The 24,084-nt window shown below is 46.2% G+C and carries 24 protein-coding genes; 2 read left to right on the top strand and 22 right to left on the bottom strand.

Translation table 11 applies throughout. The annotated features are described in order from the left end of the window. Nucleotides 1-80: 80 nt before the first annotated feature. The 22 genes from KE626_RS14435 to KE626_RS14330 all read right to left on the bottom strand — a co-directional run bounded on the left by KE626_RS14435 (nt 81) and on the right by KE626_RS14330 (nt 20,041). Nucleotides 81-626 carry an RNA polymerase sigma factor gene (locus KE626_RS14435; RefSeq protein WP_211973619.1) on the bottom strand — a complete coding sequence of 182 codons (546 nt, stop codon included), beginning with the start codon at nt 624-626 and terminating at the stop codon, nt 81-83. A 38-nt stretch (nt 627-664) separates the two neighbouring features. Further along, nucleotides 665-2,338: a S41 family peptidase gene (locus KE626_RS14430; protein WP_211973618.1), complete on the bottom strand. Its 1,674-nt coding sequence runs from the start codon at nt 2,336-2,338 to the stop codon at nt 665-667. 48 nt (nt 2,339-2,386) lie between these two features. Beyond that, nucleotides 2,387-2,617, bottom strand: coding sequence for a membrane protein insertion efficiency factor YidD (gene yidD / locus KE626_RS14425; RefSeq protein WP_211973617.1), 231 nt, complete (start codon nt 2,615-2,617; stop codon nt 2,387-2,389). Between the two features lie 152 nt (nt 2,618-2,769). Further along, the gene (locus KE626_RS14420; RefSeq protein WP_346344423.1) at nt 2,770-3,147 is read right to left on the bottom strand and encodes a ribonuclease P protein component; all 378 of its coding nucleotides are present in this window, start codon (nt 3,145-3,147) and stop codon (nt 2,770-2,772) included. Nucleotides 3,148-3,172: 25 nt separating this feature from the next. Beyond that, nucleotides 3,173-3,328, bottom strand: a complete 156-nt coding sequence (rpmH, locus tag KE626_RS14415) for a 50S ribosomal protein L34 (RefSeq protein WP_012788729.1) — start codon at nt 3,326-3,328, stop codon at nt 3,173-3,175. A 181-nt stretch (nt 3,329-3,509) separates the two neighbouring features. Then, a complete protein-coding gene (locus tag KE626_RS14410) occupies nt 3,510-4,019 on the bottom strand; it encodes an OmpH/Skp family outer membrane protein (RefSeq protein ID WP_211973616.1) in 510 nt (169 codons plus the stop codon). 57 nt (nt 4,020-4,076) lie between these two features. After that, nucleotides 4,077-4,592, bottom strand: a complete 516-nt coding sequence (locus KE626_RS14405; protein ID WP_211973615.1) for an OmpH/Skp family outer membrane protein — start codon at nt 4,590-4,592, stop codon at nt 4,077-4,079. A gap of 66 nt (nt 4,593-4,658) precedes the next feature. Further along, nucleotides 4,659-7,415, bottom strand: a complete 2,757-nt coding sequence (locus KE626_RS14400; RefSeq protein ID WP_211973614.1) for a BamA/OMP85 family outer membrane protein — start codon at nt 7,413-7,415, stop codon at nt 4,659-4,661. After that, nucleotides 7,396-8,157: an undecaprenyl pyrophosphate synthase gene (uppS, locus tag KE626_RS14395; RefSeq protein ID WP_211973613.1), complete on the bottom strand. Its 762-nt coding sequence runs from the start codon at nt 8,155-8,157 to the stop codon at nt 7,396-7,398. The genes KE626_RS14400 and uppS overlap by 20 nt, the downstream gene beginning before the upstream one ends. Before the next feature lie 219 nt (nt 8,158-8,376). Then, nucleotides 8,377-9,243 carry a type IX secretion system protein PorG gene (gene porG, locus KE626_RS14390; protein ID WP_249207469.1) on the bottom strand — a complete coding sequence of 289 codons (867 nt, stop codon included), beginning with the start codon at nt 9,241-9,243 and terminating at the stop codon, nt 8,377-8,379. 156 nt (nt 9,244-9,399) lie between these two features. Continuing rightward, nucleotides 9,400-10,290 (bottom strand): NAD kinase, encoded by an 891-nt coding sequence (locus tag KE626_RS14385; RefSeq protein ID WP_211973612.1) that lies wholly within the window; start codon nt 10,288-10,290, stop codon nt 9,400-9,402. A gap of 164 nt (nt 10,291-10,454) precedes the next feature. Then, nucleotides 10,455-11,867: a POTRA domain-containing protein gene (locus KE626_RS14380; protein ID WP_211973611.1), complete on the bottom strand. Its 1,413-nt coding sequence runs from the start codon at nt 11,865-11,867 to the stop codon at nt 10,455-10,457. A gap of 244 nt (nt 11,868-12,111) precedes the next feature. Further along, complete coding sequence (locus KE626_RS14375) at nt 12,112-12,771, bottom strand: CBS domain-containing protein (RefSeq protein ID WP_211973610.1); 660 nt, start codon at nt 12,769-12,771, stop codon at nt 12,112-12,114. A 118-nt stretch (nt 12,772-12,889) separates the two neighbouring features. After that, complete coding sequence (locus KE626_RS14370; RefSeq protein WP_211973609.1) at nt 12,890-13,666, bottom strand: alpha/beta fold hydrolase; 777 nt, start codon at nt 13,664-13,666, stop codon at nt 12,890-12,892. A 71-nt stretch (nt 13,667-13,737) separates the two neighbouring features. Further along, the gene (locus KE626_RS14365) at nt 13,738-14,280 is read right to left on the bottom strand and encodes a CvpA family protein (RefSeq protein ID WP_211973608.1); all 543 of its coding nucleotides are present in this window, start codon (nt 14,278-14,280) and stop codon (nt 13,738-13,740) included. 80 nt (nt 14,281-14,360) lie between these two features. Then, the gene (locus KE626_RS14360) at nt 14,361-14,813 is read right to left on the bottom strand and encodes a GatB/YqeY domain-containing protein (RefSeq protein ID WP_211973607.1); all 453 of its coding nucleotides are present in this window, start codon (nt 14,811-14,813) and stop codon (nt 14,361-14,363) included. 18 nt (nt 14,814-14,831) lie between these two features. After that, complete coding sequence (gene gldC / locus KE626_RS14355) at nt 14,832-15,179, bottom strand: gliding motility protein GldC (protein ID WP_211973606.1); 348 nt, start codon at nt 15,177-15,179, stop codon at nt 14,832-14,834. Nucleotides 15,180-15,299: 120 nt separating this feature from the next. Then, nucleotides 15,300-16,415: a glycosyltransferase gene (locus KE626_RS14350; protein WP_211973605.1), complete on the bottom strand. Its 1,116-nt coding sequence runs from the start codon at nt 16,413-16,415 to the stop codon at nt 15,300-15,302. A gap of 76 nt (nt 16,416-16,491) precedes the next feature. Beyond that, the gene (locus KE626_RS14345; RefSeq protein ID WP_211973604.1) at nt 16,492-16,923 is read right to left on the bottom strand and encodes a hypothetical protein; all 432 of its coding nucleotides are present in this window, start codon (nt 16,921-16,923) and stop codon (nt 16,492-16,494) included. A 48-nt stretch (nt 16,924-16,971) separates the two neighbouring features. Beyond that, nucleotides 16,972-18,096, bottom strand: coding sequence for an ABC transporter permease (locus KE626_RS14340; RefSeq protein ID WP_211973876.1), 1,125 nt, complete (start codon nt 18,094-18,096; stop codon nt 16,972-16,974). Between the two features lie 20 nt (nt 18,097-18,116). Beyond that, nucleotides 18,117-19,259 (bottom strand): glycosyltransferase, encoded by a 1,143-nt coding sequence (locus tag KE626_RS14335; RefSeq protein ID WP_211973603.1) that lies wholly within the window; start codon nt 19,257-19,259, stop codon nt 18,117-18,119. 5 nt (nt 19,260-19,264) lie between these two features. Then, a complete protein-coding gene (locus KE626_RS14330) occupies nt 19,265-20,041 on the bottom strand; it encodes an alpha/beta fold hydrolase (protein ID WP_211973602.1) in 777 nt (258 codons plus the stop codon). A 286-nt stretch (nt 20,042-20,327) separates the two neighbouring features. Between KE626_RS14330 and KE626_RS14325 the strand changes: the two genes are divergently transcribed. Continuing rightward, on the top strand, nt 20,328-22,121 hold the full coding sequence (locus KE626_RS14325; protein ID WP_211973601.1) for an acyl-CoA dehydrogenase family protein: 1,794 nt from the start codon (nt 20,328-20,330) through the stop codon (nt 22,119-22,121). A gap of 224 nt (nt 22,122-22,345) precedes the next feature. Beyond that, nucleotides 22,346-24,082 carry an N-acetylmuramoyl-L-alanine amidase gene (locus tag KE626_RS35055; protein WP_211973600.1) on the top strand — a complete coding sequence of 579 codons (1,737 nt, stop codon included), beginning with the start codon at nt 22,346-22,348 and terminating at the stop codon, nt 24,080-24,082. Nucleotides 24,083-24,084 lie beyond the last annotated feature (2 nt).

The following is a 24,084-nucleotide window of genomic DNA, read 5'->3' as shown; positions in this document are numbered from 1 at the left end:
TAACCGTTCAAAGTGTACCAGATAGAATTTAACTTTTTTTAATCCGCCTGGGGCATAGGGTTCATGGGGAATGACTGGGTTCACAGGGTCTTATCCAGCCTTTTGCGGATCCTTTTCAGCGCCGTGCTGATTTGGTTACGTACCGTTTGGTGAGATAAAGATAGTTTCCGGGCTATTTCTACCGCATTCAGATTATGATCACGGCTGAGCACAAATACTTCCTGCATTTTAGCAGGCATCTGTCTTATTTCTTCTTCTACCAGTTTATTTAACTGCTGGTAATGTAATTGTTCACTCACCTCGGGAGACTGTATTTCTTCCTCCTGAAGTAACGTATCGTAGTACCGGCCCCGCACACTGCGCAACCGGTAGTAATCTATAATTTTATAGCGCAGGGAGGTATGCAGATACTGAGGGAGCGTTTCCCGGAGCATCAGTACCTGCCGTGACTTCCATAACGAGAAGAAAATTTCCTGGATGATATCCCTCACTTCTTCAGTAGTAGCGAGCTTTTTCAATGCCTGTTGATACAGGACCTTCCAGTAGCGTTCATAAATTTCCCTGAAAGCCCCCTCGTCATCTTCTCTTAATAACACTATCAGTTCAGGATCTGTTAAATGCTTCAAGCACTATATCTTTTGATAGAAAAAAGTGATTAAATCTTTTATTTGGCTGCTGCCAGCAGCTGTTTATATTTTGCCTGGCTGTGCAGGATATCTGCTGCTGTATTTACTTCATTATCCCATTCCAGTGATTTGATAATCCTGCCTTTTTGCAGGTAGTAACGGTTCACGATTTCTTCTTCCAGCAAACGTTTTATTTCTTCTTTATTTTTCAGCAGGTCCTGCTTCTTATCATGCTTCATTTTAGCTTCCAGCGTTTCCAGTTCTTTGGCTACCGCATCATAATATTTTTCTTTTTTAGCGGTGCTTTTAAAGGAATCCAATGCTTCCTCACTCCTGGTTTTATAGCTGTAGTCCTTGTTATCGAGGTAGCGTTCAAAATCGGAGAACTCGCTGTCTGTCAGCGCAAAGGTAGCTGCTGCCGCAATTCTCGGATGGCTGTAATAATAGCTGGTAGCGTAATCAAAAATAAATTGCTTACGGAGCAGGGTAATAGCCACCTGGCTGATATAGGTAGGTTCTACTTTTGCATCCGGCTCAATACCGCCGCCGTCTTTCACTGCGCGGCCGCCGGTGGTGGTGAATGATTTACGCAGGGAGTCCGGTACATAGTCCACGCTACCGTCGTCGTTGCGGTGTGAGTAGTCGATGGCCTGTATGCAACGGCCACTGGGTGTATAATATTTAGCGGTAGTTACTTTCAGCTTGGTGTTATAAGGCAGCTGGCGGGTAGTTTGTACCAGTCCTTTGCCGTAGGAGCGTTGCCCTATTACCAGGCCACGATCCAGGTCCTGTATGCTGCCGGCTACAATTTCAGACGCGGAGGCAGAGGAATGGTTGGTGAGTACGGCCAGGGGCAGATGCACATCTACCGGCTGATCGGATGTTTCGTAGTTACGGTCCCAGTTTTTTACTTTCCCGCGGGTGCTGACGATCAGTTTATTTTTATCTACAAAGATATTGGATACCACTACGGCTTCATCCAGCAAACCGCCGGGGTTGCCGCGGAGATCCAGTATCATCCCTTTCAGTGCAGGGTTACTTTGTTTGAGCTGTTCTACTGCCCTGCGTACCATTACACCGCTGTTTTCGGTGAATTGCGTCATTTTGATATAGCCGATATCATTTTTCAATATCCCGGCATAGCTGACTGCTTTTACATTGATTTCATCGCGGATGATCTTTTTGGATGTTTCCGCACCGGTAACGGGGTTTCTGAATACCATGTCCAGCGGTGTGCCTGCGGCGCCTTTCAGCTGCCGGCTCACGTCTTCCTGGGCTACATTTTTGGTGGATTTACCATCCATGCTTACAATAATATCGCCTGGCTTTACGCCTGCTTTGTCCATGGGGCTGCCTTCGTATACATCGGTGATGGATGTCCATTCTCCATTGGTGTTAATAGAGGCGCCTACACCACCATATTTGCCCGTAGCCATAAATTTGAGGTCATCCAGATTTTCTTCTGAAACGAAATCGGTAAATGGATCGGTTTCCTCCAGCATTGCCTCAATGCCTTTGCGCATCACCTTTTCCGGCGGAAGATCATCCACGTAATAAGTATTCAGTTCCCGGTAGAAAGCCGCGAAGATGTCCAGGTTTTTGGCAATCTGGAAGTACTTATCATTTTCATTGAAAGCAAAGATGCCTGCTGCTGTAATCAGCAACAGCAGCGCTGCTGTCAGTTTCTTTCTTTTATTAAAAAACGCACGCATGCAAGAATGTATAAGATGAACGATTAAAGTTAGCAACCGGTTATTTACTCAGGGAACCGGGTCATATCCATGCCCACCCCAGGGATGGCATGACAATATACGCTTTATGGTGAGATAGCCGCCTTTGAAAGGGCCATATTTTTTAAGTGCTTCCAGTCCATACTGGGAACAGGTGGGTGTATAACGACATTTACTGCCCAGCAGGGGCGAAATAAACCATTGATAGATCTTAATCAGGAAAATAAAAGGATAACTCAACCAGCGCACTACACGATTCATATAAACGATATTTTAAGAAAGCATAAAGCTGAAGGCCAAAAGCAAAAAGCTATTGCAGCGAAGTAGAAACAATAAAAACTTTGCAACAAGTGCACTTCCAGGCATCATATTCACTGCAATAGCTTTTTGCTTTTGGCTTTTGGCCATCAGCTTTATGCTTCCCGCAGCTTCTTTAAAATTACCAAAATTTTGTCTTGCAGGGTAGAAAACGGGGCTATTTTTTTGTCGGTATAAATGAGGAAAACGGCCAGTTGCCGGGACTGTGACCGGAGGTGATCATACAATTCCTGCTTTTGCAGGCGCCAGGCTTCGCGGCCCAGGCGTTTGATACGGTTACGGTCCACCGCATGGGGAAAACGGCGGGTAGCGGCACTAAAGCCTACCTGCACGGGGTATTTACATGGCTCTTTGAGGGGCATGTACACTACCCGGTAGGGAAAAACAGAAAACGCTTTTCCTTCACGAAAAAGCGTTTCAATAAGTTTTCTGCTTTTTAACCTTTCTTCCTTTTTAAAAGAATAAGTTTTTATGGCAAATAGTATTTAGCTACTATAATTATTTCAGCTTACGCTCGTCAGAAACAGTCAGCTTCTTACGACCTTTTGCTCTACGGGAAGCCAATACCTTACGGCCATTAGCAGTTTCCATTCTCTTTCTGAAGCCGTGAACGCTCTTTCTGCGTCTGTTATGCGGTTGAAAAGTACGTTTCATTTCTTTTTTTTGTTTTTACCTGTACTATACTAAAACTCCCGAATTAAGGGATACTGTTTTTTAAAACGGAAGGCAAAGGTAGCAGAAAATATTTAGAAAGTAAAATTAAAATACAATTTCTTAAATATAAAGGTGGAATGCAGTCTGAGCCACATTCCACCTTTAATATTAAAATCATTTACTATTTAACACCCAGTTTGGTCTTCACCGCAGTCAGGATATCGTCTGCAGCAGGAGAAACCAGCAGCATACCGGCAGAGCTGTCGATCACATAGCCATAACCTTTTTCTTTCGCTACATCTTCGATCGCTTTACGGGCTTTATCGTAGATAGGTTTCAGCAGTTCCTGCTGTTTAGCCTGCACTTTCTGTTCAGCAGCTTCGCGGTAGTCCTGGATACGTTTCTGTGCATCCTGGATTTCACGACCTTTGATTTCTTTTATGTTGTCGGTCATAGTGGCCGCCTTGTCATCAAAGTCCTTCATTTTCTTTGTATACTCGTCTACCAATGCTTTTCCATCAGCTTCCAGGCTCTGTGCAAAAGTCTGCAGATCAGTTTCTGCCTTCTTAGCTTCAGGCATGCTGGCTACCAGTGCCTGTGCATTGATATGCGCTACTTTGGATTGTGCCATTGCATTCACGCTGAACAAACCGGTAACCGCCACAAAAGCAATAATTACGTACTTCTTCATGATGTTGTCTGTGTTTAAAAAAATTTAAATACTTATAGTTAAAAAATAGGTACACGTTTATTTCTTCACCCCAAGGGATTTTAGAATCTCTTCGCTCTTGTCCAGCTTGGGATCAGAGAAAATAACGGTGGCACCTGCGGCCTTGTCCAGTACAAAGTCAAACATCCTGCTGGCAGACAATTTCTGTACCGCATTGTAGATCTTGTCCTGGATTGGTTTTACCAGTTCTTCTCTTTTCTTGAAAAGATCCCCTTCGTAACCAAAACGCTTCTTCTGCAAATCCTTTGCCTCTTTTTCCCTCGCCACGATCTCATCCTCGCGTTTCCGCTTCAGTTCCTCTGTCAGCATTACCTGCTCGGCCTGATAGGACTTATACATTTTGTCCACTTCCTGGAATTTGGCGTCAATTTCCTTCTGCCACTGTTCAGCAACGGCATCCAGCTTTTTCTGCGACTCCTTGTACTCAGGAATGCTTTCCAGTATATATTTTGTATCTATCACACAATAGCGCTGTGCACTTGCTGCACCGCCCATAGCCAATACAATAGCGGCTGTAATAAATAATTTCTTCATGCTACAATAGATTTTTTTGCAAAACCAAACGACGGTTAAACTTGCAATATATAATTTATTTTCACATTATTCTGGTTCGAAACCGAGCATAAAGGTAAACTTCGCTGCGTCTTTCAGACCACCACCCGGCGTCAGGCGGTCAAACCCAATACCGTAATCAAATCCAAGCAATCCGAACATCGGCAGATAGAAACGCATACCGATACCGGCAGAACGACGCAACCTGAACGGGTTATACTCATTCAGATCTTTGTAACCGTTGGCTGCTTCCAGGAAGGCCAGACCAAAGATCGTGGAGCTGGGATTCAGGCTGAACGGATACCGCAGTTCCATCACAAACTTATTGAATACGGTAAAGCCGGAATAGTTCGCAGGCTGACCGTTTTCAGGATTGATGCTCGGATCGGATGTATAATACACCGGATAACCTCTCTGGGAGATGATATCACGATCGTAGATAGCGAAGTTACTCAAACCATCACCCCCCATTTCAAACCGGCCAAATGGCGACAGCGTTGTGCGGTTGTTGTAGCGGCCGATATAACCAAATTTAGCAGCTACTTTCAATACAAACGTTTTGTTGTCGCTGCCCATCGGGCGACTCAAAGGCACATACCATTCTGCGTTAAAGCGGTATTTCTGGTACTCGATAAAATTAAACTGCTTGGAAGCCGGCTCCTTGGAGTAATCCTTATCAGGATTAAACAGGGAATATGGCGGCGTATACTGAGCAGATAACATGAAGTTGGAACCACTACGCGGAAAGATCTGCTGATCCACAGAAGAACGGGCCAGTGTCAGTTTAACGTTCACGTTATTGGAAGTACCGTTTTCAAAACCAGCAATACCAAAATAGTTATAGTTCTTCAGTTTGTACTGTTGATAGTTCAGGGAATAGATCAGGGTGAAATAGTCATCCGGCCATTTCAGCTGCTTACCCAGCGATACGGAAGCACCTAACACTTTAAAGTGTCCGTCTGTAGACCTGGAAGTATCTCCCGGTAATTTATAGTAATCGTTATAAGCGTATGGATTCTGATAGCTGCTATAGAAGCTCACAGAAAACTGGTTTCTTTTCTTACCTCCCAGCCATGGCTCAGTGAAGGAGAAGTTATAGGAACGGTAAGCTTTACCATTGGAGGAAATACGAACAGACAATTTTTGTCCGTCTCCGCTTGGTAACGGATCCCAGGTTTCTTTCCGGAAAATGTTACGGAGGGAGAAGTTATTAAAGGTTACGCCGAGGGTACCGGTTAAACCGATATAACCACCCCAACCTGCCGACAGTTCCAGCTGGTCATTGGCTTTTTCTTCTACAGTATAGTCAATATCCACGGTACCATCCTGTACGTTTGGCACAGGGTTCATACCGATCTTTTCCGGGTTGAAGAAGCCGAGGTTGGCAATTTCACGGTTGGAACGGATCAGATCCTGGCGGCTGAATTTTTCACCTGGTATGGTGCGCAGCTCACGGCGGATAACGTGTTCATTTGTTTTTTCGTTACCGGCAATGCGTACTTCCTTAATGGTAGCCTGCGGACCTTCACGTAAACGGATTTCGTAATCGATGGTGTCGCCGCGGATCCCGATTTCCACCGGATCAATCTGGAAGAAGAGATAGCCGTAGTCCATGTAGTAACCACTGATATCGCCGCCTTCCTGCGACATTTGTTTACCGATTCTTTTTTCGAGCAGTTCCAGGTTATACACATCTCCTTTCTTGATACCAAGGATACGTGTCAGTACGGAGTCGGAATAGCGGGTATTTCCTTTCCAGGTAATATCACCGAAATAGTATTTCTTTCCTTCAGAAATCTGCATATCGATATTCAGATTCTGGGAACGGGTTTTATACACCGTATCTTTTACGATAACGGCATCACGATACCCCCTGGAGTTGTAGAGGCCTACCACTTTACCTTTATCTTCCAGGTATTTGTTTTCGTTAAACTTGGCAGAGCTGAACAGTTTAAAGCGGAAATAAGGATCCAGCTTCTCGAGCGCCCTTGTGGGCTGCAGGAAGCCGTATGTTTGCCAGAAGTCGTCTGCTTCTGCCAGGGAATCCACATATACATGTTCAATATCAGGATGAAGGGTGAAGCGGGAACGTTCCTTTGTTCCTTTCATCTTCTTCTTGATTTTGCCATCGGCAATGTTGTAGTTACCTACGATATTGATATTTTCGGTACGAACTTTACTTCCTTTGGTCACGTTAAACACCACCTGGCGGGAGTTTACCTGTCCGCTATCGACTCTTTCCTCGATTTTTACGGTAGCATTACCAAATCCCTTGTCAGCATAAAATTTATGAACTACCCCTATTACGTTTTGTTTCAGTGCCTGGGTGATCACGGAACCTTTGCGCAAACCGGCTTTGGTAGCAATATCGTCTGCTTCGGTTTTTTTAATTCCTTTGAAGGAGAATGAGGACATACGGGGCATTTCCGTTAATCCTATTTCCAGCCAGATCTTATTGTCTTCAATTTTAGTCACATAAATGGTTACATCGGCAAACAGTCTTTGCGACCAGAGGCTTTGGATGGCCTTGGTAAACTGATCTCCCCCCGGATAGGTTACCTTATCGCCCACGCTGAGGCCGGAAAGCGACAGCAGCAGGGTCTTATCCAGGTATTGGGTACCGGCAACGGTAATATCGGCAATTTCGTACTGTTGCGGAACACCCATATTAATCGGAGCAACTGCCGGCGGGTTAGCAGGAGGCTGTGTAGGGGGCACGGTATCTTTTTGCTGAGCGGATACACGAATGCCTGCACTGCAACATAATGCTATAGCCAGAAGGCCCTTAGGAAATAATTTCTTCATTCTGCTGAATTTGTTCGCTTGTTTTGCCAAAGCGCCGTTCTCTGGTTTGGTAATTTAAGATGGCTTGGTAAAGATGTTCATTGCGGAAATCCGGCCAACGGGTTTCTGTAAAGTACAGTTCCGCGTAGGCCAATTGATATAGTAGGAAGTTACTGATCCTGCATTCTCCACTGGTACGAATCATTAATTCAGGGTCCGGCAGGCCGGCGGTACAGAGATATTTCTCCCATACTTCAGGCGTAACAGCTGCCGGGTCCAGGGCTCCATTCTTTACATCCAGGGCTATTTTCCTGGCTGCATTCACGATTTCCCACCTTGCACTGTAGCTGAGCGCCATAATGAGATTGAGGCCGGTATTCTGGCTGGTAAGCGCAATAGCCTCTTCCATTTCCCGTTGAGCCTGGGGAGGCAACATGTCCATGTCGCCTATTACACTCAAACGGATATTATTTTTTGATAACGTATTCACTTCCATGCGGATAGTGTTTACGAGCAGTTCCATTATGCCATTAACTTCATAAACCGGGCGATCCCAGTTTTCGGTTGAAAACGCGTATAGGGTCAGATAACCTATTCCAAGTTCTGCACAGGTCTCCACTATATTGCGCACACTTTCTACCCCTTCGTGGTGCCCGTACAGCCTGTCTTGTCCCCGCTCCTTTGCCCAACGGCCGTTCCCGTCCATAATAATGGCTATATGGCGCGGTAACCGTTGTAAGTCCAATTTATCCTTCAAGCTCATTTGTGTCAGGCGTATTATAACAGATTATAACAGATTTACTAAAAGGGTGCAAAGATACAAAAATAGAGTAATGACTTTTTTGGCAAAGCCCAATAAGTTGTTTTAACGTAGTTTTAACAGCGAATTCAATACCAGTGGGGATTTTAGCAATTTCGGAGACCTATCCGGGCGGTTCGCAGGTATAGAAAGCCCGCCGGCAGAAAGTATTTTCTCTGTAAATTAAAATTTACAGTTGTAAGAAGTAAAAAGAATACTGATTGTCAACTCAATCGTCAAAAACTGATCCTTATCCCGGCTGTTTCCGCGCTGCCGGCCCATTACCCCTATAGGCGTCCCCTTTACCCCAGACCTGTCCTGCAATTGCGACGCTATCGAAGGCTGTCCGTTAGGCAGCTCAGGGAAAGCAGCTGTACCCGCATAAGTGGTACTCACGTCGTCCAGGTAATCTGTTTGAGTGAAACGATATAAGGCCTCCAGACCTACATTCACTTTTCTTGAAATATTATATTTAAAGCCCCATCCGATCAGCCAGGCATATGATACCAGGCTATATGGCTTGCGTTCGGGATATAAGGCGGTACCCTGTCCTTCCGTACGCAAAGGCTGTAAAAAATATTTCACACCGTTAAGATAAGTATATGGGTTGTAATAAAAAATACTGGCTCCCCCCGTGAGATAGGGCGAAAACCGCTCATAGAGGCTTCCAGGCTCAAACCGGAAGAAATTAAAGTCCCCCTGCAGGGATAATTCGTATAAATTGGTATTGAAACTGAGGTTACGGCGGTTTTGAAACTCATTTTTGTTATACACATCGGAATAGCCCAGCTGCATATATCTTCCGTGTGCGCGGATCCCCACATAATCGTTCATGTACTTCCGGTAATATATACCCACAGCAGGTTTCATGGTATTCAGGGCGCCACGGGTGTTCAGATCCCCGAAATATTGGGCCCCTCCCACCGACAATCCCAGCTCTCCCACATATTGCAGCTCATTTTGCCCCGATACCCGGTTACCATACAGACAACCAGCCGACAACAGCAAAAAGAAAATGAAGTATTGAGGATATAAAAGAGGTTTCAGCATAAATCAGTTCTACTTAAACGCTAAAATGCCGGATTTATTTAATGTATAGCTGATGATTATGCTTACTATTTTTGACACATTCTCTATCCACAGGCATAATGAATATTACTATCAGCAGAAAATATATTTGTAAATGTAACAATATATTTTACATTTCTATATTTTAATCGTATTCCGCGCATCAATTCCCCACAATAGCTTATTACGCAGGGTATGCAGGAAGTTGCTGTCGTCCAGTCGCAGCAGGCTGAGTTTAAACTGCTCCTTTTTAACGGCGAGCTGCACGGTATTATCAATGGTTTCCATACGGCTGTCGAGCGTACATAAAAACTGGTCGCTGCGCCCTTCCACTTCAAAAGAAATAATATTATCGTTAGGCACTATGATGGGCCTTACATTGAGGTTATGCGGCGCCACAGGGGTGATCACAAAGTTACCCGCATCCGGAAACACGATAGGACCGCCACAGCTCAGCGAATACCCGGTAGAACCGGTAGGGGTGGCTACAATCAGGCCATCGGCCCAATAAGTGTTCAGGAATTCTCCATTCAGGTAGGTATGGATTTTCACCATGGCCGAAGTATCCTTTTTATGGATGGTGAACTCATTCAACGCGTAAGGCACATCGCCAAACAAAGGCACATTGGCGTCCAGATGCAACAGGGACCGCTGATCTACCACGTAGGTGCGGTTCAGCAAGGCCTGCACCAGGGCATGAATTTCGTCTTTACCGATACTGGCCAGGAAACCTAACCGGCCAAAATTGATCCCGATCACCGGGATATTGGTATCTCTTACATAGCAAACCGTATCCAGCAGCGTACCATCTCCGCCCAGGCTCACCAGGAAGTCGATCTTACCGGGAAGATCTTCCGCTGAACTAAAAAGCGGCGGCGTGTTGTCAAAAGGAATGTGTTGCTGAAGTGTATGGTAAAAAGGTTCGTAAATAATGGCATCTATATCTGCCCGCTGCAATTCCTCCAGCAATAAGCGGATGTTTGCAATATCTTCTGTAATAAATCCCCTGCTATATAGTGCTACCTGCATAATTTTCTAGCTTTTTGCCATTGGCTGTTAGCTGTCAGCGACGCTTTTAAAAAGCTGTCTCCAAATGCTCCCAGCTAATCCTGTTGTTATTTCCCGGGCAAGCTGTAAACCGTTCTTCTCCGCCTTTACTAAAAGCTAACGGCTAAACGCTAACAGCTCCCCACCTACATATCGATGCTCGTGTGTAAAAATAGTCCTTTTTGCCCTAACTGGTTAAAGCTGTACTCTATACGAAGACAAGTGTCATAAAAAGAAACCATATCGAGTCCAATGCCGCCAGTATACAAAAAGCGGTTATTCAGGAAACTGTTACCGGGGTATTTATTATAGGCGTACCCCGCATCACCAAAGGCTTTGGCAAAAATTCGCACGGGAACGGTGTTAAATTTTTTGGGTACAACCGGCAATTTAATTTTGAACGATAGCAGCTCCTGGCGCAAGGTAGATTTAAAGATGGCGAAGCTGGTACCATCTATCACATAATATTCCAGTCCGCGCAGGTAATCATCGCTGTAGCCCAGCGCCTGCTGGTTGATATAAGGCTGGTCGTTGGAGAATTTCGCCATGCTCCGGATACCCAGCGCGCCAAAGGTTTTGGGGCGCAGCTGCCAGTATTTGGCCATATTCAGCCGGAAATGAACGTCGCTGATATCGTTCCAAGGGCCTATCCCCCTTTTGCCCACTTCTGCCAGTATACTCACTCCTTTCAGCGGATACACCCAACTGTCGGCCTTTATATAGGTTAACCGGTAAGCGATATCGAGGTAACTGATTTTTGTGCGGCCTTTTCCCAGGTAATTGGGATTGAGGATGGCCACAGAATCCGCCACTCTTTCGTAGTTATAGTTTACAAATACCTGGTGCCGGGTATTAATGGCCCTGCGATAGCTGTAGCTAAGCCCTACGAGATATACCTGGCGGAGAAATTCATCTTTCCGGAAAAACTGTTGTTTATTATCGCTGGTGCTGTCGTTCACCTCACGGTTACGCTTATAGGAAGCGATGATACCCATGCCATGCCGGAAATGCTTGTCAATATAAGGCAGGTTATACTGGAGCGCAAAGCGTTGCGTATAGCCAAACTGGAGGGCCGCATTGAGGGCGTCGTTCCGGCCGGTCAGGTTTTCCTGGGTACCGCTTACGCCTATATTGACCCGGCTGAGACTGTGTTTTTTTTCCACCCACCACTGGTTAAAGTTGCGGTCGGCCAGTTTAAAGATAGGGTAGGCAAAGGTGTACCAGCGTTCCCATACTTCAAATACGAGGTCGGCCTGGTCGCCGTTCCAGTTTTTTACATTGGCGGTTACATTCAGGAAAAGCGAGGTATTGAGTAGTTGCTTGCGGCGTTCTTCCAGGGTTTCGGCGAGATCCCGGTAGTAGATGGTATCTCCGGGTACCGTGCTGATTTCCCGCATAATAACGGTGGTACGGGTTTTCTTATTCCCCGTAACGATGATGTTACGCACCACCAGATAGCTGCTATCCTTTGCAGGTACAGACTGTCCTTCAGCAGTTTCCGGTAACACTATTCCCATCAGGCAGATCATGGCCAGCAGGTAATAACAGCATCTCAGCATGTAGGTCCTGTAAAAATTTTAAAAGCGTTGACAATATCCAAATATAATAAAAAGCTGTATGCAGTTTTTGTCTTGCGCAGGATTAATATGATGTTAATGATTTTGCTGATTTTTATGTAAAAAATAAAAAGATTAGCGAAGACAGATATGGATAAAACCATATTTATCTTCGCTAATCATTATAAAGCTAACAAAATAAAATCCTGTAATCAACTCATCAGTTGAATCCGGGTTGCACCAAAAACTACATGCTGATATAATTCATCAGGAGATCGTAGTTCTTTTTGAGCGCTTCTTCTTCAGGTTCTTCCGCGAAAACATATTTGATCAGGTAATTAAACCGTTCGAAAGTAGCCAGTAATCCCTGTAGTTCCTGCCGGTTTGTTTTCAGCACCACTTCCAGTTTCCCGGTAACGGGGTTGGTGATGGTATTTACGCTCAGCAGTGTTACATCATTGGATTCGGCGATGCGGGCGATTTCACTGAGTGCGTAGTCGCGCGGATCCACTTCAAAGGCAATGATACCGCCGGGTTCCTTCACGCCGTTATATTTTGCTAAAGCTGCCAGCAGGTTGTCTTTAGTAATGATACCGAGGTATTCATTTTCTTTGGTTACAACCGGGAGGGCAGACAATTTAAAATCGTAAAAAAGTTTAAGCGCTTCGAAAAGATGAGCGTATTCCATGACAGCCGGGCGGGTATTGCCGTACTCTGTGGATTCCAGGGGTACGTCAGGGTCTTCGAGATCCATGATCTCGTCTTCCTCCACCAGGGCCAGGTATTTGCTATCCACTACCATTGGTAGTTGCGTCAGATGATATTCGTTCATCAAACGCAGCGCCTTTGATCCTGTATCCGAGGGATGCAGAACAGGTACTGAAGATATGAGTTCTCTGGCAATCATGTGCAGCGTATTCTGATACAATAATAGTAAAGAATATGCCAACAGAAAAAGAAATTACATGTACGCGAAGTCACTGCACCTTTTGGTACAGTTACAAAGCAACCGGGAAAACGCCGGTTTAACTGACAGGATGGTGCTTCAGTTTCTCCAGGAAAGCGTGCAGGATCTTGTTGAATTCGTCGGGTACCTCCATCATGGGAGCATGTCCGCATTTATCAATAAACTGCAGTTCAGAATTAGGTATAAGCTTTTGAAATTCTTCGCCGACCATTGGAGGTGTTACGGTATCGTTCATTCCCCAGATCAGTAAAGTTGGTTGTTTAATGTCTTTCAGCTCATCGCCCAGGTTGTGGCGGATGGCCGATTTCGCCAGGGTAATAATTTTAATCACCTTCAGGCGGTTATTTACGATCTCGAACATTTCATCTACCAGTTCTTTGGTAGCAATTTTCGGATCATAAAAAGTGAGTTCTGCTTTTTTGCGGATGTATTCATAGTCTCCGCGTTTAGGATAGGTTTCACCCATTCCATTCTCGAACAAGCCGGAGCTGCCGGTCAGGATGAGTGATTTCACGGATGCTTCAGGGTGTTTCAGCAGGTATACCAATGCCACATGACCTCCCAGTGAATTGCCCAGCAGGTGTACATTTTTGTATCCCCTGGCTTCAATAAACTTATGCACATATTTGGCTAATCCCCCTACCGATGTTTCCAGGATGTTTAAATCGTACAGGGGTAACATCGGGATCACCACCTTGTTATATTGCCTGAAATATTCGATCATGTGCGAGAAATTGCTCAAAGCACCAAAAAGTCCATGCAATAATACCAGTGGTTCTCCTTCTCCTTCTTCTATAAAATTAAACTTACCCTGTGTTTTGATTTCGTAATCCATTGCCAAATCTTGAAAGTCAATTTTACGCTAAAATAATTCTTTTTATTAATCTAAATAATCTTTGGAACGAGTTATCCAGGTTGAATATGCTGGGCTGCCTTCTCAAAAAATGACTGTAATTCAGCAAACATATTCTTAAAAACCGGGATCACACTTCCTATATGATCCAACACCCACGGGCCAATATTCTCAATGTAGGGATATACGGCTGATTGCAGCTTTGTTTCGGGGCTTAACCAGTATACCTGGTTCGCCATCCACAGCATTACACTGTAAATTATTATAAATATAACGCTATACAACAGTATTCCCCCCAGTTTATTCAACCAGCCCAGCATAACAGCTTCTACCAGCTTCTGCAGCATTCCTGCGCCCAGCCGCACGGCTATGATCACGCCCAGGAACAAACAGATAAAGCAAAGCACGGGAACCCAACGGGAATGCATATCCCAATGTTGCTGCACATACAGGGCGGTTACCGCCGATAACTTCAGCGCCGCCGCCAATCCCAGTACGGCTGCTACCAGCGAAAACAACGCTACTATCAGTCCACGGGTATAGCCCCTGTAGATCGCAAACACCATGATAATAGCAAAAATAATGTCTATAGGCATGATAGAGGCTATAGGGATGGACGTTTTTGATACCGGCCGGTTAACCCGGGCAGTATCAAAAAATCACATCTCCTTCAAAATTACTTACTAAGCAGTTCCTTTACCAGTGCGGAAATAGCCTTTCCATCGGCTTTACCCGCCAGCTGTTTGGTGGCAACGCCCATTACTTTACCCATATCTGCGGGTGAACTGGCGCCGGTGGAGGTAATAATATCAGTAATGGCTGTACGTAATTCTGCTTCACTCATTTGTTTGGGCAGGAAACGTTCAATAACTACCAGCTCTTCTTCTTCTTTTACGGCCAGGTCTTCACGGTTCTGCGCACGGAAAATTTCCAGGGAATCCTTTCTTTGCTTCGCAAGTTTCTGCAGGATCTTTGATTCATCCGCTTCGGTGAGGTCTCCACTGGCTCCTTCTGCTGTTTTAGCAACGAGTATAGCCGCCTTGATTGCACGCAGTGCACGCAGGTCGGCTTCCTTTTTACCCAGCATCGCAGTTTTAATTTCTGCGTTGATATTTAATTCTAACGACATATGGTAAGGTTTAATGGATTATTGTCCTTCTGCGGCCTGTTTGTCCTGGAACTTCTTGAAGAAGTCTTTCGCAAAAGCACGCAGTTCGTCGGCCTGGTCTTTATAAGGAGTAGCCCTTCCATAAGTATCGGCCATGGTCATCATTGTCTGAAAAAAGAAATCCGCCATTTCATCCACCATCATATCTTTTGTCCACAGGTCAATGCGGAGGGCAGCCTTTTCGGCCGGATCCCAGAAAGATACGATCATGCCTTTGGCTTTGATCATCTTTTCGTCTTTATTATCTGTAGCGCTCCACGCTATTGACTCGGGCACCTTCTGGTCGTCCAGTCCAACCTGGATCTTTATGGTAGATATCGTACTCATGATTATCAATTAAAGCGCAAAAATAGCCATCATTTGCTGATTTTCGGAAGCTGGTTTTCCGGAGATGAAAATTTGGGCGGTAGCCGCCTATGCTACAAACATCAAACAGGGCCGGTTTTCTTAAGCGGTTAAATGCGCCCATAACTGCGCTGCTGCGTGTTCCCAGCTGCTGAATGGCCTGATAGGCGATTCTTTGGCCAGCAGTCTTCCCCTCAGTTGTTCATCTTTATATAAAAGGCTCATTTTTTCTGATAAGTCGTCCAAACTGGCAGGATCAGCATACAATACGGTGTCGCCGCCTGCTTCCCTCGCCGCTGCATTATCGAGCGCTATCACCGGTACCTCGCAGCGCTGTGCGGCGTAAACCGGTAACGCCAGCCCTTCAAACCTCGACGGATATACGAGGGCATAAGCGCCCCCTGTTAACCGGGCCAGGGTATCTTCATCTGCGTTTTCCACATTCACCACATCCTGGCGGAACTTATAGCTTTGCAGTGCGGTAATAATATCTGCACCCGCCGGCGTTACGCTTCCCGCCAGCACCAGCCGGATATTACTCCGCTGCCGTTTCTTCAATGCTGAAAAGGCTTTCAGCACGGGGATTATATTATTCCTGGGATGCATGCTTCCCGTGACCAGGAAATACTCTGCCCCACCGGTAAACGCTTTTTTCACCGCCTCCCGCTGTTCCCACTCCAGTGGTTTATAAAGCGCACTTAAACCGGTATCCAACCGGACAAGCTTATCTTTCACCGCCGGTGCATATCGCAACACTTCATCTTTACCGGTATCCGACAGCACTGCCACCTTCCTGGCACGTTCCAGGTATTTTGCCATATTCTTTTTAAGCGCCCGTTGCTGTACCCATGATTGCAAACCGGCATCCCTCAAAAACGAAAGATCCCTTATCAGCAAACCGGCAGGTATCTTACTGCGCAAAGGTAAAGCCCCATCCAACCCAAGGAACATATCCGGGCGGAAAGGCTTCATAGCCCCCACCAGCTGCCATTCCAGCCACCAGTACCGATGCCAGGCCTTATTGCCTTTCAGCGGCAACACCACTTTGGTCACATTAGCCGGAAAACTGAGACCGGCCGGTATCTCCCCATCAAAAAATAAAGTAAACTGATGCCCCGGCTGCTGCCGGCACATCGCCAGTATCATTTCAGTGGCCACTCTCCCGGTATCGGCAGGCATGTCCTGTCGTAAACAAGCGGCATTAACAGCAATTTGCATAAACGATTCCTTTGTCTGCGAGCTTGCAAACCTACACAATTTTAGATTCGGGAGAAACGGATTTTGAGATTGCTCTTTATTCAGCGGATTTGTTGGTCAGGTAAAATACTTTGGGGGCGGCGCTGTTGGCCGTATTGCCCAGGGAGGCCAGCGTAACAGTAACGGCATAGGTTTTCAAGGGCTTCAGATGACGCAGCGTAATCGTAAACGGCGTAGTGGTTACGTCGGGTACCGCATCCTGGCCCAACGGGATATTACCCGTTTCTGTAGCCACATTCAGCGTTACCTTTACCCCCTTCTCCGGTATTTTGGAAGTGATAGTCACCTTTAGCCCGTACGTGCTGTCCTGTGCAATATTGTACTTCCCTACCTGTACGTCCGGGAGTTCAAATGCCAGCGTTTCCTCCTGCACATTGGGCGCAGGATCGTTCCCTTTCTTTTTCTTACAGGAGGAAAAAGTAAGCAATACAACAGCTAAAAATGCAGGGAAACAGGTCTTCAATAACATAATTTCAAGTATATGGGAGTATGAAATTAGCTTTTTTTTATATGCAAATCAAATTTTACTTCGCACATCCAGGGCATCCCGCAGGCCATTGCCTAATAAGTTGAACGCCAGCACCAACAGCATGATAGCGATACCCGGGGCCAGTGCCAGCAAAGGATTATGCGTTATAATGAAGTTATAATTTTCCTTGATCATCAATCCCCAGGAAGGCTGCGGCGGCTGCACCCCCACTCCCAGGAAGCTAAGTCCTGCTTCTATCACAATGGCGGTGGCAAAATTACCGGCTGCTACCACCATTACCGGCCCCAGGATGTTGGGCAAAATATGCTTTGAAATAATCCGTATATGCCCGTAACCCAATGCCCTGGCGGCTTCCACAAACTCCAGCTCCCTGATAGCCAGCACCTGCCCGCGGATGATACGCGCTACTCCTACCCACATCGTTAATCCCACGGCTATAAACACCTGCCAGAAACCCTTACCCAGCGCCAGTGTCAGGGCAAATACCAGCAGCAACGTGGGCATGGACCACACCACATTTACCAACCACATTACCACATCATCTGTACGGCCTTTAAAATAGCCGGCCACCGCCCCCAGCAAAACCCCAATGCTCAAGGAAATCACTACAGCAATACAGCCTACACCCAGGCTCACGCGGGTGCCCACAATCAGGCGACTTAAAATATCACGGCCAAACTTATCGGTGCCTAACCAGTAGGTACGGAAAAAAATACTTTTTTTTACAATCTGCTCCTGCAACTCCCGGTCCGATAGCCGGGAAACCGGCGGCATATCACCATACCATATTTCGGTGAGCGGGTAAACTTCCTCTCTGCTGGTAGACTCGTCTACATAGCGTTGTATCACCAGCACGCTGTCTCTGAATTGCCAGGATCGCATCGGAATCCAGCTGTCGGGAGAAGGTTGCCCGGATATCAGGCGATGAAAAAATGAAACGCGCTTTTCCTGTTGCTCCTTACGCACCGCCAGTATAGCAGACCGGAACCCGGGATGTTGCCCTTCTATTTCCAGCACCATCCTGTTGGCATCGGGTGTATGATCCGGCGCTATGAGATAGGCGGACAAACCCATAAACACCGCCAGGGTAATGACCAGCAAACCGGCCACCGCACCTTTATTACGGCGTAATCGTTTCCAGGAAGATTGCATATTTGACAAAGGAAGCGTATTTAGTTTACCTGGCGGCCCTTCCACTGATAACTACCAAACTTCCCCAGCCAGCCTGCCACTACAATATAAGGAATATGAAATATCTGTCCGGGTATAAACCAGAGCAGGAGTTCTGTTTTATTAAAGAACCGGGCTACCGGCAGCAGGAAATAGAGTTCCAGCGTAATCTTGAAAAGTAATATGATCAGGAACCAGGGCCACCATACGGGTATAAACAGCGCCATTACTGCCATAGCCAGCATCCCTGCATTAAACAGGTATACCAGCAACAGCACCCAGGTGAGCCTTTTATCTTCATATTTATCTGCTTTAGACGACCATCGGATGCGCTGGTTCATAAAATCTCTGAAAGTATCCACTGCGAGCGTGCGCACAATAGCATCTTCGCATTTCAGGTATCTTACTCCTTCCGGATATGCGCTGTATATTTTATACATCAGCAGCATATCATCGCCGGAAGCAATGTTATCGATACCGCTAAATCCGCCTACTTCATGAAAGGCCTGTTTCTGGTAGGCCAGGTTGGCTCCGTTGCACATGGTACCGGAGGCCAGTTCTGCAGCGGCTCCGGTGATGCCCTGCATGGTCATGAAATCGAGCGACTGCAATCTTTTGAAGAAATTATGCTCTTTGTAAAAGCTGACCGGCGCGGCTATAAATTTAGGCTGATGCAGCTCGTAGTACTGTACCATGGTTTCGATCCAGCGCGGTCCCATCACACAATCGGCGTCTGTGGTAACGATCAGGTCCCCACTGGCTTTTGAGATCGCTATTTCAATCGCTTTTTTCTTGAATGAATTAAGTCGTTGTTCCGCGTCGAGGTATTCACTTAGTTCCAGTAAATGGATATTATTTGCCGGGAAATTGCGGATCACTGCGGCGGTATTATCTGTAGAAAAATCATTAATGATAATTACCTCCAGCAAGGAAGGGTTATATGTTTGGCGATGGAGCGCCTCCAGCAGGGAAGGCAGGTTAGCGGCTTCATTCCTGGCCGGAATGATCACGGTTACTTTGGTATGGCCTGTTTGCTGGGCAGCCGGAGAAAATTTCCGGAGCCGCTTCCAGCCCAGGGTATACCAAAGCATCAGCACACCATAACCCAAAGCCAATCCAATTAATATGATTACAAAAAAATACATCCGGGTCAAAGATTTGTTTTGATGATGAGCCCCAGCTGTGCGGATATCAGCTGATGCCCTTTTTCTACTACCAGTATTTTGACGGGAAAAGATTTATCCGCGAAGCGGGTACCCAGTACAGGTGGAATTACGCGATCATATTTCCCGAATATCAGAAGCGTTAAAACGTTATACCGGGATAATAATTGTTTACAACGTTTTTTATCCGGCATCATATGCCGCAGGTTGGTCCACACATTATATACCAGTTCCCGCTTTTCCGTTTCATCCATCCGGTGCAGGGCAAATTTATAGATACTCTGATTAAGCAGTCCTAGTCTGCGCCAGGTATGCAGCAGGGTGAAAAAAAGTTGCGGATGATAAGTATTGTATTTAAAGAGCTTATTACCAATTGTGGTTTGTGTTACAAACATATGCCATGGGTTATTTCTTAACCCGTCGGCCGCAGCCAGGAAAAGGTGGTCGATACGGTTGGCCATTGTTTCCACAAGGCACAGCGACAATCGGCCGCCCATGCTGTAACCCATTAACGAAAAGCGTTCTTTTCCCTGTTGTTGTAAAACCAGTTGTATCAATGCTGCCAGGTCTTCTTTTTCAAAAACCCGGTCTTCCTCCCATTGGGTGCTGCCATGCAGCGGCATGTCCAGTGCCACGATAGTAAAAATATCGCCCAGGCTGGCAGTAAGCGGGTGAAAATGGGCCGCGCTTTCACCAAAGCCATGCAGGCAAATCAATAGCTTTCCGCCTGCACCCTCGCAGGTGCCGTGAAACCGGCTTTTCAAATATGACAGATAAAAATCAGGCATAAAAGGGCGACAATGATAGCAAATAAAACCGAAACTGTGATTAATATGATTATTGTGATTATCCTGATGAGTGGAGATCCCAGCGATATTTCAGCGGATATTTCAGCGGATTTTAGCGCAGATCCGGCCAACCAAATACCCTTGAAAATCATAAAATGTTAAATTTCAAATACAATCTCCGCAAATCAGAATAATCACAATAATCATCTTCATCACAGTCCTTTTTTTCATTAAATTACAGAACTACCAAAAATTCAGTAACATGGACGCAACAGTTGAAAATAAGACTGCGCTCAAGGGCGCAGAATTCCTGGTAAAGGAGAGTGCTCCTGAGGAAGTGTTTACTCCCGAAGACTTTTCGGAAGAGCAGCTGATGATCAAAGACATGGCAGACCAGTTCATCAGTAAAGAGGTTACCCCGATTGTAGAGCGTATAGACAAGCAGGAAGAAGGTTTGATGCAATCGCTTTTGGAGAAAGCGGGAGAACAAGGGTTGTTGGGCGCCTCCTTCCCCGAAGAATATGGCGGGTTAGGAAAAGATTTTGTGACGGCCACCATCATCAACGAAGGACTGGGAGCGGGTCACTCTTTCTCTGTGGCCATGGCCGCCCATACGGGTATTGGTTCCTTACCGATCCTGTATTTTGGTACTGAAGAACAAAAACAAAAATACATTCCCAAACTGGCTTCAGGAGAAATGAAAGGCGCTTATGCCCTTACAGAACCTGATTCCGGCTCCGATGCACTCGGCGCCAAAACCACCGCGAAGCTAACGGAAGACGGCAAATTCTATGTTTTAAACGGCCAGAAAAGCTGGATCACCAACTCTGGTTTTGCCGATGTATTTACGGTGTTTGCAAAAATTGACGGCGACAAATTCACCGCATTTATCGTAGAGAAAGGCACACCCGGATTTACCCTTGGCGCAGAAGAGCATAAAATGGGGATCAAAGGTTCTTCCACCCGCCAGATCTATTTCCAGGATGCAAAAATACCCGCAGAAAATGTGCTGGGTGTTATTGGCAAAGGCCACCTGATTGCGTTTAATATCCTGAACATTGGCCGTCTGAAATTATGCGCTGCTGCACTGGGCGCCTCCAAAAAATGTATCAACACCTCCGTACAATACGCCAATACCCGTACACAGTTTAAACAACCGATCGCCAATTTCGGCGCCATCAAACATAAACTGGCGGAAATGGCTATCCGCACCTGGACATCCGAATCAGCGCTGTTCCGCACCGCACAACTGATTGATGATAAAGAAAGAGAACTGCTTGCTGCCGGCAAACCCTTCAACGAAGCGTTACTGGGCGCAGCAGAAGAATATGCTGTAGAATGCGCCATCCTGAAAGTAAATGGTTCGGAAGTACTGGATTATGTGGTGGATGAAGGCGTACAAATTCATGGTGGTAACGGCTTCAGCGATGAATACATTATCTCAAAAGCTTACCGTGATTCCCGCATCAACCGCATCTTTGAAGGTACCAACGAAATCAACCGGCTACTGACCATTGATATGACGCTGAAACGCGCCCTCAAAGGCAAGCTGGATCTGATGACACCAGCCATGAATGTGATGAAGGAACTGATGAGCATTCCGGATTTTGGCAGCGACGATGAAACTGCTTTCAGCAAGGAAAAGAAAATGATCGCCAACTTCAAAAAAGCGATCCTCATGGCCGCCGGTGCTGCCGCACAAAAGCTGATGGTAAAACTGGAAAACGAACAGGAAATCCTCATGGATATTGCCGATATGGCGATTGAAACATTTGTGGCTGAAAGCGCCCTGTTACGTTTAATTAAACTGACCAATAGCAAGGGCGAAAGCGCTGCCGCATTGCAGGCCGATATTGTACGCACCTTTATTTATGATACCGCAGACCGCATCAATAAATCCGGTAAAGATGCCATCAATGCATTTGCAGAAGGCGACGAACAACGCATGATGCTGTTAGGCCTCAAACGCTTTACCAAAGCAGATTCCTTCAATGCAAAAGATGCCCGCAGAAGAATAGCGGACAAATTAATCGAAAATAACAAGTACAGCTTTTAAGCTGTTAGGCATTAGCTTTTAGCTGTTAGTAAATGCAGCGAAGATTAATATAACATTATCTCCACTGCATTTACTAATAGCTAAAAGCTAATGGCTAACAGCTGATTCGCTGCATCTACTAAAAGCTAACAGCCAATAGCTAACAGCTATTTCATTTCATTTCCCCTCCCCCTGCTTATCTTTGTACCCTTTCAAGATATTGATGACAGGTTATTATGCTATCAGTGAAGTTTTTTGCGCAGATTGTTGTTGTACTTTGTATCCCCTTTTTAGCCAGTGGCCAGGTGTCGCTGCGTCTTAGCCAGCCCTCGCGGGATCAAAGTAATGTAAGCACTTCAAAACAATTTATTGCAGGCCGCACCTGTATTGGCTGCCGGGTAAAAATTAATAATGATACTGTACATGTATACTCCACCGGGACCTTTGCAGCAAAATATGAATTGCCCATCGGCAGAAGCAATTTCGCCATTACAACGGAAGCTCCTGACGGGGAAACATACACGAAAAACGTCACATTTTATTACAATACCCCCCCGGCAGCTACCGCCACCACTGCTTTCCGAATAGATTTTATAGAGATATCGCCTGCCGGCAATGTTCAGCTTATGGAAGGCGACACGTTGCGTATAAAAATGAAAGGCTATCCTGGTGAGGAAGCCAGCTGGTTTAATAACGCTCCGCTCCGCGAAATGCCCACCTCCCAAACAGGCGGCGTGCCCGGCTACTACAGCGGCAGTTACATCATACAACCCGGCGACTCCCTCTTGAATGGCAAAATAATGGTACGCCTGCGTAAACGCAACGGGGAAACCGCCATCCTCGGCAGCCCGTATCGCTACAGCGTTATGCGCAATGAAATACCATTCACCGGCCGCACCATCGACAACATGACCTATCTCACCGCCAGCCCGCATGGCGACCGCCTGGGGCCCGATAAGATCGGCTATCTCGATAAAGATGTATTACTGCATATTGTAGGCCGGCAGGGAGACTACTACAAAGTGAAACTATCTTCCAAAACAACCGCCTTTATACCGGAACCATTGGTAGATACAGAAATCCCGCAGGAGCAGCTCCCCATCAGCATTGCCGACGACGCAAAAATATGGGGAGACGACAAGTACGATTATGTTTCCGTAGCCCTGTCTGATAAACTCCCTTACACCTCTACCGAACTGGTTTCTTCCAAAAAAATTATTGTAGATATACATGGCGCCTACGCAGAAAAAGGACTCAATACCCTGCTGCAAAACACCAAAGAAATTACATCCATCGCCTGGGGCCAGCCATCACCGGATGTTTGCCGCATGGTCATTTCCCTGCAACATGCCCCCTGGGGTTACCAAATATACTATGACAATAACCGTATAACGGTAAAGGTTAAACGTGTACCGCGCAACCCCTCACTGAAAAACATGGTGATAGGCATCGACCCCGGTCATGGCGGCAGCAACCCGGGCGCTACCGGTCTTACCGGCATCGTGGAAAAACAAATGACCCTGCAGCTCTCCATGCTCGTGAAAGCACTACTGGAAAAAGAAGGCGGCACTGTGATCATGTCGCGCTATACAGAAAAATTTGTAGCCAACGAAGACCGGCTCTCCTTCTTCCGCAGAGCCAATCCCGATCTGTTGCTCAATATCCACTTCAACTCTTCGGTAAATCCGGTAGATGTATATGGCACCGCCACCTATTATAAACATCCCTTCTGTGAGCCGCTCAACGCCGCCATCCATGAACGTTTGCTGGAGACTGGTCTCCATGACTTCGGGAATAACGACGGCTTTAATTTTATCCTGAATAACCCCACCGAATTTCCGGATGCCCTGATAGAAACCTTGTTTCTCAGTAATCCCGGCGACGAAGAAAAAATCCTGCAACCAGCTTTTCAGCAGGAGGTTGCCGAAAAGATCGTGGAAGGTGTGAAGGATTACCTGACAACCGCCGCAGCCGGCCGGTAGTA

This window comes from Chitinophaga hostae (genome assembly GCF_018224885.1).
GTDB lineage: Bacteria > Bacteroidota > Bacteroidia > Chitinophagales > Chitinophagaceae > Chitinophaga > Chitinophaga hostae.
Note: the sequence above shows the minus strand (reverse complement) of the source record. Positions and strands in the feature narration are given on the sequence as shown.

Bases quoted from the DNA above. Each gene is read 5' to 3' on its own strand.
- KE626_RS14335 (WP_211973603.1), bottom strand. From the start codon at position 19,259: ATGTATTTTTTTGTAATCATATTAATTGGATTGGCTTTGGGTTATGGT.
- KE626_RS14385 (WP_211973612.1), bottom strand. From the start codon at position 10,290: ATGCAGGTAGCACTATATAGCAGGGGATTTATTACAGAAGATATTGCA.
- porG (WP_249207469.1), bottom strand. From the start codon at position 9,243: ATGCTGAAACCTCTTTTATATCCTCAATACTTCATTTTCTTTTTGCTG.
- KE626_RS14380 (WP_211973611.1), bottom strand. From the start codon at position 11,867: ATGCTGAGATGCTGTTATTACCTGCTGGCCATGATCTGCCTGATGGGA.
- KE626_RS14350 (WP_211973605.1), bottom strand. From the start codon at position 16,415: ATGCAAATTGCTGTTAATGCCGCTTGTTTACGACAGGACATGCCTGCC.
- rpmH (WP_012788729.1), bottom strand. From the start codon at position 3,328: ATGAAACGTACTTTTCAACCGCATAACAGACGCAGAAAGAGCGTTCAC.
- KE626_RS14345 (WP_211973604.1), bottom strand. From the start codon at position 16,923: ATGTTATTGAAGACCTGTTTCCCTGCATTTTTAGCTGTTGTATTGCTT.
- KE626_RS14375 (WP_211973610.1), bottom strand. From the start codon at position 12,771: ATGATTGCCAGAGAACTCATATCTTCAGTACCTGTTCTGCATCCCTCG.
- yidD (WP_211973617.1), bottom strand. From the start codon at position 2,617: ATGAATCGTGTAGTGCGCTGGTTGAGTTATCCTTTTATTTTCCTGATT.
- uppS (WP_211973613.1), bottom strand. From the start codon at position 8,157: ATGAGCTTGAAGGATAAATTGGACTTACAACGGTTACCGCGCCATATA.
- KE626_RS14370 (WP_211973609.1), bottom strand. From the start codon at position 13,666: ATGGATTACGAAATCAAAACACAGGGTAAGTTTAATTTTATAGAAGAA.
- KE626_RS14340 (WP_211973876.1), bottom strand. From the start codon at position 18,096: ATGCAATCTTCCTGGAAACGATTACGCCGTAATAAAGGTGCGGTGGCC.
- KE626_RS14405 (WP_211973615.1), bottom strand. From the start codon at position 4,592: ATGAAGAAATTATTTATTACAGCCGCTATTGTATTGGCTATGGGCGGT.
- KE626_RS14410 (WP_211973616.1), bottom strand. From the start codon at position 4,019: ATGAAGAAGTACGTAATTATTGCTTTTGTGGCGGTTACCGGTTTGTTC.
- KE626_RS14365 (WP_211973608.1), bottom strand. From the start codon at position 14,280: ATGCCTATAGACATTATTTTTGCTATTATCATGGTGTTTGCGATCTAC.
- KE626_RS14360 (WP_211973607.1), bottom strand. From the start codon at position 14,813: ATGTCGTTAGAATTAAATATCAACGCAGAAATTAAAACTGCGATGCTG.
- KE626_RS14325 (WP_211973601.1), top strand. From the start codon at position 20,328: ATGGACGCAACAGTTGAAAATAAGACTGCGCTCAAGGGCGCAGAATTC.
- KE626_RS14430 (WP_211973618.1), bottom strand. From the start codon at position 2,338: ATGCGTGCGTTTTTTAATAAAAGAAAGAAACTGACAGCAGCGCTGCTG.
- KE626_RS14400 (WP_211973614.1), bottom strand. From the start codon at position 7,415: ATGAAGAAATTATTTCCTAAGGGCCTTCTGGCTATAGCATTATGTTGC.
- gldC (WP_211973606.1), bottom strand. From the start codon at position 15,179: ATGAGTACGATATCTACCATAAAGATCCAGGTTGGACTGGACGACCAG.